The 12,467-nt window shown below is 39.8% G+C and carries 13 protein-coding genes and 3 tRNA genes; 9 read left to right on the top strand and 7 right to left on the bottom strand.

Annotated features, from left to right (window positions below):
* Window positions 1–213 precede the first annotated feature (213 nt).
* The 4 genes from GARC_RS22505 to ychF all read left to right on the top strand — a co-directional run bounded on the left by GARC_RS22505 (window position 214) and on the right by ychF (window position 3,796).
* Window positions 214–1,161: a ribose-phosphate pyrophosphokinase gene (locus GARC_RS22505; RefSeq protein ID WP_007624860.1), complete on the top strand. Its 948-nt coding sequence runs from the start codon at window positions 214–216 to the stop codon at window positions 1,159–1,161.
* 215 nt (window positions 1,162–1,376) lie between these two features.
* A complete protein-coding gene (locus GARC_RS22500; protein WP_007624858.1) occupies window positions 1,377–2,030 on the top strand; it encodes a 50S ribosomal protein L25/general stress protein Ctc in 654 nt (217 codons plus the stop codon).
* 5 nt (window positions 2,031–2,035) lie between these two features.
* A complete protein-coding gene (pth, locus tag GARC_RS22495) occupies window positions 2,036–2,635 on the top strand; it encodes an aminoacyl-tRNA hydrolase (RefSeq protein ID WP_007624856.1) in 600 nt (199 codons plus the stop codon).
* Between the two features lie 69 nt (window positions 2,636–2,704).
* Window positions 2,705–3,796: a redox-regulated ATPase YchF gene (gene ychF / locus GARC_RS22490; protein ID WP_007624854.1), complete on the top strand. Its 1,092-nt coding sequence runs from the start codon at window positions 2,705–2,707 to the stop codon at window positions 3,794–3,796.
* Window positions 3,797–4,088: 292 nt separating this feature from the next.
* Here ychF and GARC_RS22485 read toward each other — a convergent pair whose 3' ends face one another.
* Window positions 4,089–4,826 (bottom strand): DUF5020 family protein, encoded by a 738-nt coding sequence (locus GARC_RS22485; RefSeq protein WP_007624845.1) that lies wholly within the window; start codon window positions 4,824–4,826, stop codon window positions 4,089–4,091.
* Between the two features lie 238 nt (window positions 4,827–5,064).
* Here GARC_RS22485 and GARC_RS22480 point away from each other — a divergent pair, with 238 nt between their 5' ends.
* Window positions 5,065–7,008, top strand: a complete 1,944-nt coding sequence (locus tag GARC_RS22480) for a methyl-accepting chemotaxis protein (RefSeq protein WP_007624842.1) — start codon at window positions 5,065–5,067, stop codon at window positions 7,006–7,008.
* A 330-nt stretch (window positions 7,009–7,338) separates the two neighbouring features.
* Here GARC_RS22480 and GARC_RS22475 read toward each other — a convergent pair whose 3' ends face one another.
* The 3 genes from GARC_RS22475 to GARC_RS22465 all read right to left on the bottom strand — a co-directional run bounded on the left by GARC_RS22475 (window position 7,339) and on the right by GARC_RS22465 (window position 8,762).
* Window positions 7,339–7,740 carry a hypothetical protein gene (locus GARC_RS22475; RefSeq protein WP_153811008.1) on the bottom strand — a complete coding sequence of 134 codons (402 nt, stop codon included), beginning with the start codon at window positions 7,738–7,740 and terminating at the stop codon, window positions 7,339–7,341.
* A gap of 31 nt (window positions 7,741–7,771) precedes the next feature.
* Window positions 7,772–8,014 (bottom strand): hypothetical protein, encoded by a 243-nt coding sequence (locus GARC_RS22470; RefSeq protein WP_007624838.1) that lies wholly within the window; start codon window positions 8,012–8,014, stop codon window positions 7,772–7,774.
* Window positions 8,015–8,159: 145 nt separating this feature from the next.
* Window positions 8,160–8,762, bottom strand: a complete 603-nt coding sequence (locus GARC_RS22465) for an alpha/beta fold hydrolase (RefSeq protein ID WP_007624836.1) — start codon at window positions 8,760–8,762, stop codon at window positions 8,160–8,162.
* 35 nt (window positions 8,763–8,797) lie between these two features.
* Between GARC_RS22465 and GARC_RS22460 the strand changes: the two genes are divergently transcribed.
* Window positions 8,798–9,280 (top strand): MarR family winged helix-turn-helix transcriptional regulator, encoded by a 483-nt coding sequence (locus tag GARC_RS22460; protein WP_153811007.1) that lies wholly within the window; start codon window positions 8,798–8,800, stop codon window positions 9,278–9,280.
* Window positions 9,281–9,347: 67 nt separating this feature from the next.
* Here GARC_RS22460 and GARC_RS22455 read toward each other — a convergent pair whose 3' ends face one another.
* From GARC_RS22455 to GARC_RS22440, 3 genes are all read right to left on the bottom strand, one after another.
* Window positions 9,348–9,773, bottom strand: coding sequence for a hypothetical protein (locus tag GARC_RS22455; RefSeq protein ID WP_007624832.1), 426 nt, complete (start codon window positions 9,771–9,773; stop codon window positions 9,348–9,350).
* A gap of 333 nt (window positions 9,774–10,106) precedes the next feature.
* A complete protein-coding gene (locus GARC_RS22450; protein ID WP_007624831.1) occupies window positions 10,107–10,523 on the bottom strand; it encodes a VOC family protein in 417 nt (138 codons plus the stop codon).
* A gap of 599 nt (window positions 10,524–11,122) precedes the next feature.
* Window positions 11,123–11,689: a DUF4136 domain-containing protein gene (locus GARC_RS22440; RefSeq protein ID WP_007624830.1), complete on the bottom strand. Its 567-nt coding sequence runs from the start codon at window positions 11,687–11,689 to the stop codon at window positions 11,123–11,125.
* A 337-nt stretch (window positions 11,690–12,026) separates the two neighbouring features.
* Here GARC_RS22440 and GARC_RS22435 point away from each other — a divergent pair.
* The 3 genes from GARC_RS22435 to GARC_RS22425 all read left to right on the top strand — a co-directional run bounded on the left by GARC_RS22435 (window position 12,027) and on the right by GARC_RS22425 (window position 12,305).
* A tRNA-Met gene (locus tag GARC_RS22435) sits at window positions 12,027–12,103 on the top strand.
* A 27-nt stretch (window positions 12,104–12,130) separates the two neighbouring features.
* Window positions 12,131–12,215, top strand: a tRNA-Leu gene (locus tag GARC_RS22430).
* A gap of 15 nt (window positions 12,216–12,230) precedes the next feature.
* Window positions 12,231–12,305: transfer RNA gene (locus GARC_RS22425), tRNA-Gln, on the top strand.
* The last annotated feature ends 162 nt before the right edge of the window (window positions 12,306–12,467 follow it).

Raw genomic sequence — 12,467 nt, 5'->3', positions numbered from 1 at the left:
CCGTTGGTTCGAGTCCAGCTACCCCAGCCATTTTTAATAGATACTTGTTGAGGCAACAGGTTTTGATCCTCGGTTATACCGTCGGTTCGAGTCCAGCTACCCCAGCCAAATTCAAAAGAAGTACCTGCTGGGATAACAGGTTTTGAGCCGCGACTATGTCGTTGGATTAAATCCAGCTATCACAACCATTTAATAAGCACTGAGGATATTACCGTGCCGGATATGAAGATTTTCTCTGGAAATGCAGTACCTGAATTAGCCCAAAAAGTCGCTGATAGGCTTTATACCAAGTTAGGGCATGCGAGTGTGGGGCGTTTTAGCGATGGGGAAATCAGTGTAGAAATTCACGAGAACGTACGTGGCTCAGATGTATTTATTATTCAATCTACTTGTGCACCAACCAACGATAACTTAATGGAATTGATCGTGATGATCGATGCCTTTCGTCGTGCATCAGCCGGTCGAATTACTGCGGTAATACCTTATTTTGGATATGCCCGACAAGATAGACGAGTACGTTCAGCAAGGGTGCCAATCACCGCTAAAGTAGTGGCGGACTTTTTGTCTAATGTGGGTGTAGATCGTGTTTTAACAATCGACTTACACGCCGAACAAATTCAAGGTTTCTTTGATGTACCAGTTGATAACGCTTTTGGTACGCCGATTTTGCTAGACGATATGCGTCAACGTGACTTCCATAACCCTGTGGTGGTATCTCCGGATATTGGTGGTGTAGTGCGTGCTCGTGCTTTAGCTAAATTGATGAACGACACTGATTTGGCGATTATCGATAAACGCCGTCCTAAGGCTAATGTTGCTCAGGTCATGCATATAATTGGTGATGTTCAGGATCGAGATTGCATCATTGTCGATGACATGATTGATACTGGCGGCACATTAGCAAAAGCAGCAGAAGCATTAAAAGCCCATGGCGCCAGAAATGTATATGCCTATGCCACTCACGCAATATTCTCAGGTAATGCAGCACAAAATTTACGAGACTCTGTGATTGACGAAATCATCATTACCGACAGCATACCGCTTCGCGATGAGATTAAAGCCATTCCTAAAGTCAAACAACTTACCCTATCTAATATGCTTGCAGAAGCTATTCGAAGAGTTAGTAATGAAGAGTCTATCTCTGCAATGTTTGAGTATTAAAACATTCAATTTTAACAATCATACAAGCGGCTTCCTTTGGCCGCTTTTTTATTGCTAACAAACACATTGTTTCCCTCTCGGTCTGGTGTTAATATTCGCCGCCCTTTTTTGGGGATGTTGTTATTTTATTGTCTATTGATAAGGAACTAACAACACTAACGTAAATTTTGGTCGCAAAAATTTACACACATTTACTATTATTTTGGAGTTACCACATGTCTGATGGAATTTTCACACTAGACGCAGAAATCCGTACTGATTTAGGGAAAGGTGCGAGCCGCCGCCTACGTCACGCTGGTAAAGTACCTGCAGTCTTATACGGAGCGGGTAAAGAAGCCGTTTCTTTGACCCTTAACCATAACAAACTTTTCCAAGCTCAAGGCTTTGAAGCTTTTTACTCTCATGTTCTTACATTGAACATTGGTAAAGAAAAAGTAGAAGTGTTGGTTAAAGACATGCAACGTCATGCCTTTAAACCAGTTGTTATGCACCTTGACTTTTTGCGTGTTGACGCAAAAGTTGCATTGCAGACTAATGTACCTTTGCACTTCATTAATGAAGAAAAAGCCGAATCTATCAAGTTAAACGGTGGCCACGCTGAACATCACATGGTTGATGTTGAAGTAAGTTGTTTACCTGGTGATTTACCTGAGTACATCGAAGTTGATTTGATCAATATTGAACTAGATCAAACAATTCACTTAACTGATTTAGTATTACCTAAAGGCGTATCTTTAGTTGAACTAAACAAAGGCGACGATAATCATGATTTAGCTGTTGTAACAGTTAAACTATCTAAAGGCCCGAAAGTTGAAGATGAAGATGCAGCCGAAGGTGATGCAGCTGCAGAAGCAGCCCCAGCGGAATAAGTTGCTTGACTGATAAACAATTAGCGCACATTAGCCTAATTGTGGGCCTGGGTAATCCAGGCCCTGAATATCAGCATACTCGTCATAATGCTGGTTCATGGTTCGTTGAATCACTGGCGAAAATGTACAACTGTACGCTAAAACTAGAAAACAAATTTTATGGTTACACTGGTCGTATTACGATTGGTGGACAAGATATTCGACTTCTCATTCCCACTACTTTTATGAATAAAAGCGGTCAAGCTGTTGCTGCTATGGCGAATTTTTATCGCGTTCCAATATCAGGTTTATTAGTAGCGTTTGACGAATTAGATCTGCCTCCAGGTGTGGCAAAATTTAAAATTGGTGGTAGTTCAAGCCAAAATGGCATTCGTGATATTGTCAGTAGTATGGCTAATCAAAAAGATTTTCTGCGCTTACGTATAGGTATAGGTCATCCCGGCGATAAAAACCGAGTCACTGGTCATGTATTAGGTAAAGCGCCACAAAAAGAACAACAGCAAATCGAAGATGCAATTGATGAAGCCACACGTTGTATTGAAATATTAGTCAAAGACGATCTTAAAAAAGCCATGAACCGCCTACATTCATTTAAAGCGGAATAACAGTTCATTAAAAATTAACAATGACGGATCCCGTCAGTTCATTTATACAAAATCAAAAGGAAAATCAAAATGGGTTTTAAATGCGGCATAGTCGGTTTACCAAACGTCGGCAAATCAACACTTTTTAACGCCTTAACCAAAGCCGGCATCGAAGCGGCCAACTTCCCATTTTGTACTATCGAGCCAAATACTGGTGTGGTTCCAGTGCCAGACTTTCGCTTAGACAAACTAGCCGAAATTGTTAACCCTAAACGCATATTACCTACCACTATGGAATTTGTAGATATTGCTGGTTTAGTTGAAGGTGCGTCTAAAGGTGAAGGTTTAGGCAATAAGTTTTTAGCAAATATTCGTGAAACCGATGCTATCGGTCATGTGGTCCGTTGTTTTGACAACGAAAATATCGTCCATGTAGCAGGCAAAATTAGCCCACAAGATGATATCGAAATCATCAATACAGAACTGGCCTTATCTGATTTAGAAACCACAGAAAAAGCCCTGCACAGAGTGGCAAAACGAGCTAAAGGTGGTGATGCCGACGCCAAAGCAGAGCTTAAAGTATTAGAAAAAATCAAACCTCATTTAGATGAAGGCGAATTGCTGCGTTCAGTAGAACTAGATAAAGAAGAATTAAAACTTATCAGCTACATGAACTTTCTAACTCTTAAGCCCACTATGTATATCGCCAATGTGAGCGATGATGGTTTCGAAAACAATCCATATTTGGACAAAGTACGTGAAATTGCCGCAGCCGAAGGCGCAGTAGTAGTAGCAGTTTGTGCTGAAATTGAAGCTGAAATTGGTGAGTTAGACGAAGAAGAGAAAGCCGAATTTATGGCTGACATGGGCTTAGAAGAACCCGGTCTAAACCGCGTGATCCGTTGCGGTTACGAATTATTAGCTCTAAACACATATTTTACCGCTGGCGTACAAGAAGTGCGAGCATGGACCTTTAAAGAGGGGTCAACCGCACCACAAACTGCAGGTGTTATTCATTCCGATTTCGAGAAAGGTTTTATCCGTGCTGAAATTATTAGCTACGATAATTTTGTCGAGTTTAAAGGTGAACAAGGTGCCAAAGATGCCGGTAAATGGCGTCTAGAAGGTAAAGACTACATTGTTAAAGACGGTGATGTAATTCACTTTAGGTTTAATGTCTAGTCATTTACCTTTTATTTAAGCCCGCTTACAGCGGGCTTTTTAGTATTTTAAAAGCGGAAAGTACGATCCGTAACATATTTTAGAATGGTTTTTACTCGGTTCCTAGTGAGACAGTGACTAGTTCACCAATGACTGCTCTTGTGCCAAATTTCATAGGTTACTAGTTTTCTATTTTCCCATCTTTAGCTGAAATTAAAGATTACTTTTATTAGGTCCTGATCCAATGCTTAATAAAATATTATTGTTGTGTTTATGATTATTAGGACATCCTTGCCCTTAAAAACATAATGACTTAGAAATGCCACTTAGCAATAAAGTTAACATTGGATTCATTGGTTGCAAACTGCGTAGTATCTCCAATACCGTATTTATTCTGCCAATAAACATATTCGATACCGAAATACAGTGGACTCTTAATACCTATGGTTTTAGCAGCATTCCATTTCAGCTGCGAGGTGAAATTCATAGAACTGCTTTGATCATCAGTACTATTAAACCAGTCGATAAAACCATCATAAACTAACGATTGATTACCCATTTCGAAAGGTAGTGCCCAAGCTGCAGTCATTTGCCAGTTATTGTCTACAGCGTCATTTTGACGACGATAAAAATTCAGTTGCACAAATTGGAATTGCGGGATACTTAAGTCCAGACCGACACCATATAAAAAATGTGTGGCACCTCCGGACATCTCTATAGTGGAAGCAAACAACACATCTTTAATCAAACCATTAGAAATGCAGACCATTTCCATTTTACATAAGCTAATTCGAGGTGAAAACTCCGCATAGTTAGATCTTGAGCCATCATCACCCCTAAGGTGATCGAGAAACATAAAACTATCACCCCAACTGGTTCCCGCCACATGCTCAAAGGTTAAAATCTGTTGATCGTTATGATCAACTTTATAATCACCTCCACTTAGATACGAAACGCTATAATCTTGCCACAACACTTCGGCCGAGGACCAGCTAGAAGTTACCGCTAACAAACTAGAAATATAGATCGCCACCGTTTTTTTAAACATCATCTAAATACCTTACGTTATAATTCCCCTCCCCCCCAAAAAATAAAGGCCTGCTGATAGTTCATCATTGAGGATAAGACATAACAGAATGTCGTACAATCATATTAAAAAAAACCACAGACATGGCGACTAACATGGGAAGTAGTATCTAACCTAGAGCTAAAAAAGCTTCAAGTTTTACACTCTTAGGAACGATAAGTATGTTAGATTTTCGAAGGACTTTCAGGAAGTAAATATTACAATGATTAACTTGGCCAAACTACAAATTAAAACCGCCGTTGCTGGCGCCATGGCATTGGCCCTATTTTTTACGACTCTATTGTCCTCCATGATTAATATTAATCAATTTTCATCAATGTTTTATGATGTGACAGAGAAAGAGCATCTCCCTAATGTACTGCTCCGCGCAAAACAGCAAATTCGCGCCGAATTACAAGTGCCTATTACCCTGTCTCAGGGAATTGCGCAAAACACTTTGCTACAACAATGGTTATTAAGCGGTGAAGACACTGCTCAACTAGAAGATATACAGCGTTATTTAGAACGCTTTGTGCAAGAAAATGGTGCCCTGCAAGTGTTTTGGGTGTCCTCAAAAAGCAATAAATACTATACCAATGAAGGCTTATTTAAAACTGTGTCACCCAGCGTTGCACGAGATAGTTGGTTTTTCGATGTATTAGCGAAAAACCAAGACCTTGGCCTATCTATCGATGTTGATGAGAAAAATGCAAAGTTGACATTATTTGTTAACGTTCTTGCCAAGACCTTATCTGGTGAAAAATTAGGGGTTGCAGGCCTTGGCTATGATGTTTCGGCCATTACTGAATTGGTCAAACAAACTAAAGTGGGTGAGAGTGGCTATATGTTTCTAGTGGGCGATGGAGGCAATATTACCGCTCACCGTGATAGTAGTTTGATTGATAAAAAAATGACTAACATAGTCAATTATCAACAGATTGCACAGCAAGTGGCTACAGCCAAGGGCGATTTCAACCTACTAGAAAGTAATATCGATGGGCAAGATATGTATGTGGCCGTAGCTGAGTTGTCAGAAGTGAATTGGAAGTTAGTGACAATTTTACCTAAAGCAGAAATTGACGATAAAGTCAGTGCTGTGGTGTGGTTATCAATTGGTGTGAGCCTATTAATCGCAGTGATCTTTATTGGACTATCATTCATAGTTGCCAAACAGGTGAGTCGTTCAGTACAGGATGTGGGTGATAAATTATTGGCCATGTCTGGCAATGGTGGCGACTTAACCAGTCGACTCGATGATAGCTATAACAATGAAGTTGGCCATTTGGCGACGGGCTTTAATGCCATTATGTCTCGCTTTGCCGATTTGGTGGTTGAAATAAAAACAGCTGAAAATGCGATTAATCAAGGTGTAGTGCAATTAAATGAATTCTCAAGTAAGTCTGTAGAATATGCCGAAAACCAACGAGCCCAAACTGAACAAGTAGCTACAGCTATGAACGAAATGGGGCATACTATTAACGAAGTTTCCTCAATAGCCCATAAAACGGCAACAGATACCGAATCTGCCATCACCGATACACACCAAACCAATGAGGTAATAAATCAAGTTTCTAATACTATGGGTTTACTCGCTGAGTCTATGGGGCAAACGGAAACAGCCATTGCCGATTTAGCCAATCAGGCCGAGTCAATTAATTCTGTTGTTGAGGCGATTAACAGTATTTCTCAACAAACCAACCTGTTAGCCCTCAATGCTGCCATCGAGGCTGCTCGTGCCGGCGAACATGGTCGTGGATTCGCGGTAGTGGCCGATGAAGTACGCACTTTGGCAAGTCGTACTCAAGATTCCACCGCAGAGATCCGTAGTCAAATTGAACAGTTGCAAGAAGCCGCTTCACAGTCACTCAATGCTATTCGAGAAGGTGCCAAAAGTAGTTCTGAACTGGCACAAAGAGCAAAAGATGCGACCCAAGCATTAGCTTCAATTCGCTCCAAGTTTGATAGCATCAGTGACGGTAACCATCAAGTAGCCTCGGCCACTGAAGAGCAATCTACTGTGGTTGAACATATTAATAAAGCGGCTCAAAGTATCGCGGATACGGCGACTAGTATTCATTCTAATGCCGAAAATGAGAAGCTAGAAATTTTACATTTACAAGAGCAGGCAGAACATATGAAGCAGATCGTCAGCCAATTTAAGGTTTAGTCGACATGCTCAAATAAAGCCCTGTTAAGCAATGCCTTAACAGGGCTTTTTCTGTTTTCAGATCTGTCAATAACACCAGTCGGTCTGCGGCCTAAAAAAAACGTAATTTTTGTTCAGTAATCTATTCATGCAGATGATGCAAGAGCCAGCTAATGTCATACAGGCGCTTGCGATACTTGGTTCTAGTGTTAGCTGTAGACATTCACTAGGAGCTGGACTCTATGTTAATAGCTGTTTATTTATATCGCTAAACTTCACAGATTGTCCGCTTATCAAACACTTTTCAGGAAAATATCGGCTACATATGAAAGGTCAACAACCTCTAATTAGTTATTCTTGTGAAACAAAAAACTGACCACTTTCAATGTAGGTCACTAAGTAAGATTTACCAGCAGTTCCTAAAGTACAGATATCAATTTCAGTATCAGCAATGGTTAAATCATCACAATTAGCGATACTATAACCACCACTCACGTCGCCTTGAACAGTAGCCGCTAGATCTGCACCCGCAATGCTAATGGTATAGGCACCATCAGCAAACACTCTTACTTTGTATCTACCCGCTTCCGGAGCCTGTTCTTTCTCGAAAATATTAACTGTTCGAGACTGCCCATCTTGCCACGCTACAACCCAATAGTCAGATTCATCATCTAGAGTGGTTTCGATACTTGCTCTATTTTCACCATTATTTGCATCTTGAATAGCAAATTCAGTCTTATCATTATCAGACACCCATTCGTACCGATAATTTTCGCTCACATCTTCAGTTAAGACTTCGAGTTTTTTTGAAGTCGCTATTGAATACATCGCGATTAAAAAGTTCACTTTTGATATGCACAGCGACAGCACGATCTAAGGTATTGACCACCGCAATATCCGCATAAGAATCAGTATCAAGTTCCTCTAGTATTTCATCTGCAATTTTATCGGATTCTCCGCAAGCCGATAAAAGAAAAAGTGAAGAACATAAAGTAACTAAAGGTAAACAACGACTAATTTTTAACATAACAATTTCCTTGAACCTGTTAAACATGAAAGCCGATAGTTTATCAGAACGCGGGGCCTCAACATTGTACAAATATGTAACTGTTTGATTATGATTTATCCCCAATTGTATCTGTTCTGTTTATTGTCGATTCGACTAGCTGTGCCTATTCTGGCAACCAGTCAGATATAGCTTTACCAATCGCGTGAGGTGAATCTTTTTGTATAAAATGGCTACCGTTCACTGTTACCTCTACGAGATTAGGCCATGTACGCACAAAGTCCCGTGCATAACCCACTAAAAATGCGCCTGGATCGGCATTGATAAATAACTTAGGAACATCCTTCGAATTGGCTAGGTAGTCTGCGTAACTTGCAACTAAGGCCACTGTTTCGGCAGGCATTCCAGCAATAGGAAGTTGTCGCGGCCCGGCCAACGTGGCTCTACGGTCTTCACCGGCATTAAGAAATGTTCGTCTATTTTCAGCGCGCTCGGCTTCGCTTAACGGCCGTGAAATTGTTGCAGACAGTAAGGTTTCAATAAAGAAGTTAGCATTTAATACCAATTTATCGCCCTCTGTGGAGCGTAACCTACCAATTGGGCCATGCAGTTCTTTCGGAAAATCATCCCATGTTAGAAATGGTGTAACAATGGCTTCCATAAAAGCGATTGCTTTTACTGCTTCACGGTGCTGATTTGCCCAATGGAAGCCAACACCTGAGCCCCAATCATGCAGCACTAAAGTGACATTTTTATTTACACCAAGCACGGCTAAGAGAGCAAAGGTATATTTGCTGCTTTTTTATGACTGAGTCACATATAATTAAACTTATGAAAGATGAAAAGCAGATTTCTGAGTTGGGAGGGCGAAGTCAGAGCCATGAAGCAGCATTGGTCGCAATCAATAATCACCCCAATGAAACTATTGATGTCTTAAGTAAAGTTTTGGGATTAAGCCATTCTGGTGCAGTCAGGCTGATCAATACATTGGAAAAAGAAAACTTAGTTATGCGACATAAATCTGCACGAGATGCGAGAGCTATTGTTTTGTGTACAACAAACGCAGGAAGTGAACGAGTTCAAAAAATACTAGATAGTCGCGAGAGAGTAACAGCTCAAATGCTGAAATCCTTTGACGACAGGCAAAAGCAGGATTTTTTAAGACTACTTAAGGTGGCTATGAGTAATTTGACTCAGGAACAAATCGAAGCGCGACGAATTTGCAGATTGTGCAACGAGGGTGTTTGTCGAAAATCAGGTTGCCCAGTAGAAAACTCCGTTAAATAGACATAGAACTTATAGGGGTAGAACAAGGTTAACTCTTGTTCTACCCCAAACGCTTTAAAAATCTTTACTAAAATTTATATCCTAAATTTAAAGTGATGCTATTAGACCTTTTAGTTTTACCCTTTTTACTCCACCAACCACCACTGTCTTCTCTTGTCACACCAATGCCTGTCCCGATTACAAACCCATTATTAGCAAAACCATCAATGTGATAGTCGTAGGTAGCAAAAAGAAAACCATCTTCACTCTGAAGTTCCTCTCTACCAATAACAAGCCCATAGCTATGTTTTGAATTTTCACTAAAGGCAGTTTGAAAACCGGCAGATAAGCCAACTAATCCCAGTGATCCATAATATTTAGTTGATCCGGTTTTATAGGCGAATTGTGCCCCTAAAACACCTCCGTATTGATGACCTAGACCAATAGCGGTTTCATATTCACCAGCAAAACTAAATAAAGAAACTAACGAGAGTGCAATAATTGATGTTTTCATGAAGCCCTTTTTTAAAAAAGTAAACTAGAAAATAATTTCTAGAAGGTAACGTTTACAATAACGGGGAAGTCGTGCTATCTACGGCAAACTTAGACAAGGTGTTATAGATAGTTTTTTTCATATGCACATAACATTGAAATCACAGTTTTAATCAATGAATTATCCTTAAATTTGTCTGAGACATTTTCACACTGCATTTCAATATAAGACCAATGTTTGACAGATCCCTTCCGCATAACCAATGGATTAATATTAACGTTGTTGAGGACAAAAGCTTTATGAGTATTTGTCCCCGCGAACTTGTTTGTGGCGAATTTAGGCGACTTGTAATATCTACCTTTTCGCCATTGGATGATTGGAGTTTAACTGCAGTAAATCCCAAAGGTTTCCGTACAAATCTTCGAAGACAGCTACAGTGCCATACTCTTGCTCTTTTGGCTCTCGGACAAAATTAATACCTATAGACTTCATTCGCTCATAATCACGCCAAAAGTCGTCAGTATTTAGGAAGATGAAAACCCGTCCGCCAGCTTGATTTCCTATAAAATCTTGTTGTTCAGGTTTTGAAGCTTTAGCCAGCAATAATGTCACGCCATGTGAATTTGGTGGAGCGACAACAACCCAACGCTTATCTTTCTCGGGCTGATAGATATCTTCGATAAGCTCAAAATTCAGTTTGTTTACATAAAAATCTATGGCTTCATCGTAATCTTTTACAACAAGTGCAATATGCACAATATTTTGCTTCATTCTCTTACCTATACGAAGATATTAATTGGTTGGTATCTCCCCTATTAAGAGATCGATAATAGATTGCTAAAAGGTGTAGCGAAGCAAAACTGAGCAAACTGTATGCCGTCCGCATAAATTCTTGCTATTCTTTTATTACACCAATATGTTTTTTTGCATAGAATATTGTAAACACACAAATTGTTATAAAAACACAATAAACAGTTATTTTATAATACCATGATATTTGAGGCAATGAGCCGTAGAGGCGAAGTCCATCATTAACAATAAATACATTAACCGCCGATATAATAGCTGTAGTTTTAAAATAAAAAGTACAACCGCTTTTAATTGTTGTTATTGAAACGAGTATCGTTAGTAGAACTACATAAGATGCAAGAAACGACATTGCACCAGGCACAAAGCTGGGGGCAAGAATTAATATAGATACAACTATAGATATCCACCCTAATATTTTATAAAACACTGATCCCCCTTGTAAAAATAACGCCTAGTTAAGAGACAATAAAACAGTTGGCTAAAAGTAGCGATACAGGTGCAAAAGTCAACCAAGCCGATTAAATATCTCAAGTAATAACGACCCAAATCTAAGGTGTTTTTTAGATGTCCAACTTTTTACTCAACGGATATTCTCTTAGAATATCATCTAAAGCCTCAACCTGAGCTAACCCAATACTCTGATTACCGCCCTTTTCCACCTCAACCCTTTGACTCCCCTGCCACACAACTTTGTCTTTCACTATCACCCTTAGGATCACCACTGCGAATGGAATAAGGTCATTACTGACAGGTAAATCAACACTGCCCCCGACACTAATAGAACCTGATCGGCCGTAACTGCCCGTCCCTAAACCGATAGAAAAGCGACTGTCATTTTCTTGTTCTTCTATATAGTGCTCAATTTCAACACTGGCATCAGAAAACTCCGCCTCTGCTATTAGTGCACCTTTGTTTTCAAACAGAAATTGCGCCCGATCGACTATACGTACTGCGCCAATCTGATCTTCATCACTGACGGAATAAATATAGAAAGAACGAAGTTGATTGAAATTTGTATTCTTATCAAAATCAACTAGCGCGGTTCGCGATGCACAACCAGTGAGGATTAACACCAACATTAGGTGGCTAAATATGCCTAAAAGTGACTTAGAACCAAAAATAAACATGAATATCATCTCCTATATATCGTGATTTTCTGTTGAAAGTATCCTGATTGCTGCAATTTATTTTACTACATTAGGTATCTATCCAAACAATCCAGAATATTTTTATGACTGTTTTATGCATTAAACCTAAAGTTATTATAAATAAACAGAAACCAACCTTTCCTTACAAATACCTATTATTACGAGGTGTATTAGTGATTTTATCACCGCCAAACAAAAAAATAGTCTCCACTTGCTTAGTATCTAACCAAACAGACAGTTTAATGTCATAAAACTGTTGACGGCAAAAACCTAGATCAGCATAATACGCGCCACTTCGGAGACGGAGTGATTTAGTGGCTACATAGCTCAGTTGGTTAGAGCACATCACTCATAATGATGGGGTCGCAGGTTCGAATCCCGCTGTAGCCACCACTTTTATCTTGTATAGGATAGAAGTATGCGGGAGTGGTGGAATTGGTAGACACGCTGGATTTAGGTTCCAGTGCTTCACGGCGTGAGAGTTCGAGTCTCTCCTTCCGCACCATTTGTAAGTTATTGTTGGGGTATAGCCAAGTGGTAAGGCAACGGGTTTTGATCCCGTCATTCGTTGGTTCGAGTCCAGCTACCCCAGCCAATTTTATTATAAATTTTTGCTGTGAGAAAAGGTTTTGATCCTCGGTTATTCCGTTGGTTCGAGTCCAGCTACCCCAGCCAATTTTGACAATAAATGTACCAAAAAACGTTTTGTTTTCTTGCTACATTTTATTGTATTCTAAAAGCAACTACAACTGTAAAT

It is taken from the genome of Paraglaciecola arctica BSs20135 (assembly GCF_000314995.1).
Taxonomy (GTDB): Bacteria; Pseudomonadota; Gammaproteobacteria; order Enterobacterales; family Alteromonadaceae; genus Paraglaciecola; species Paraglaciecola arctica.
The sequence above is the reverse complement of the archived record's forward strand: the minus strand, read 5'-3'. Positions and strand labels throughout refer to the sequence as shown.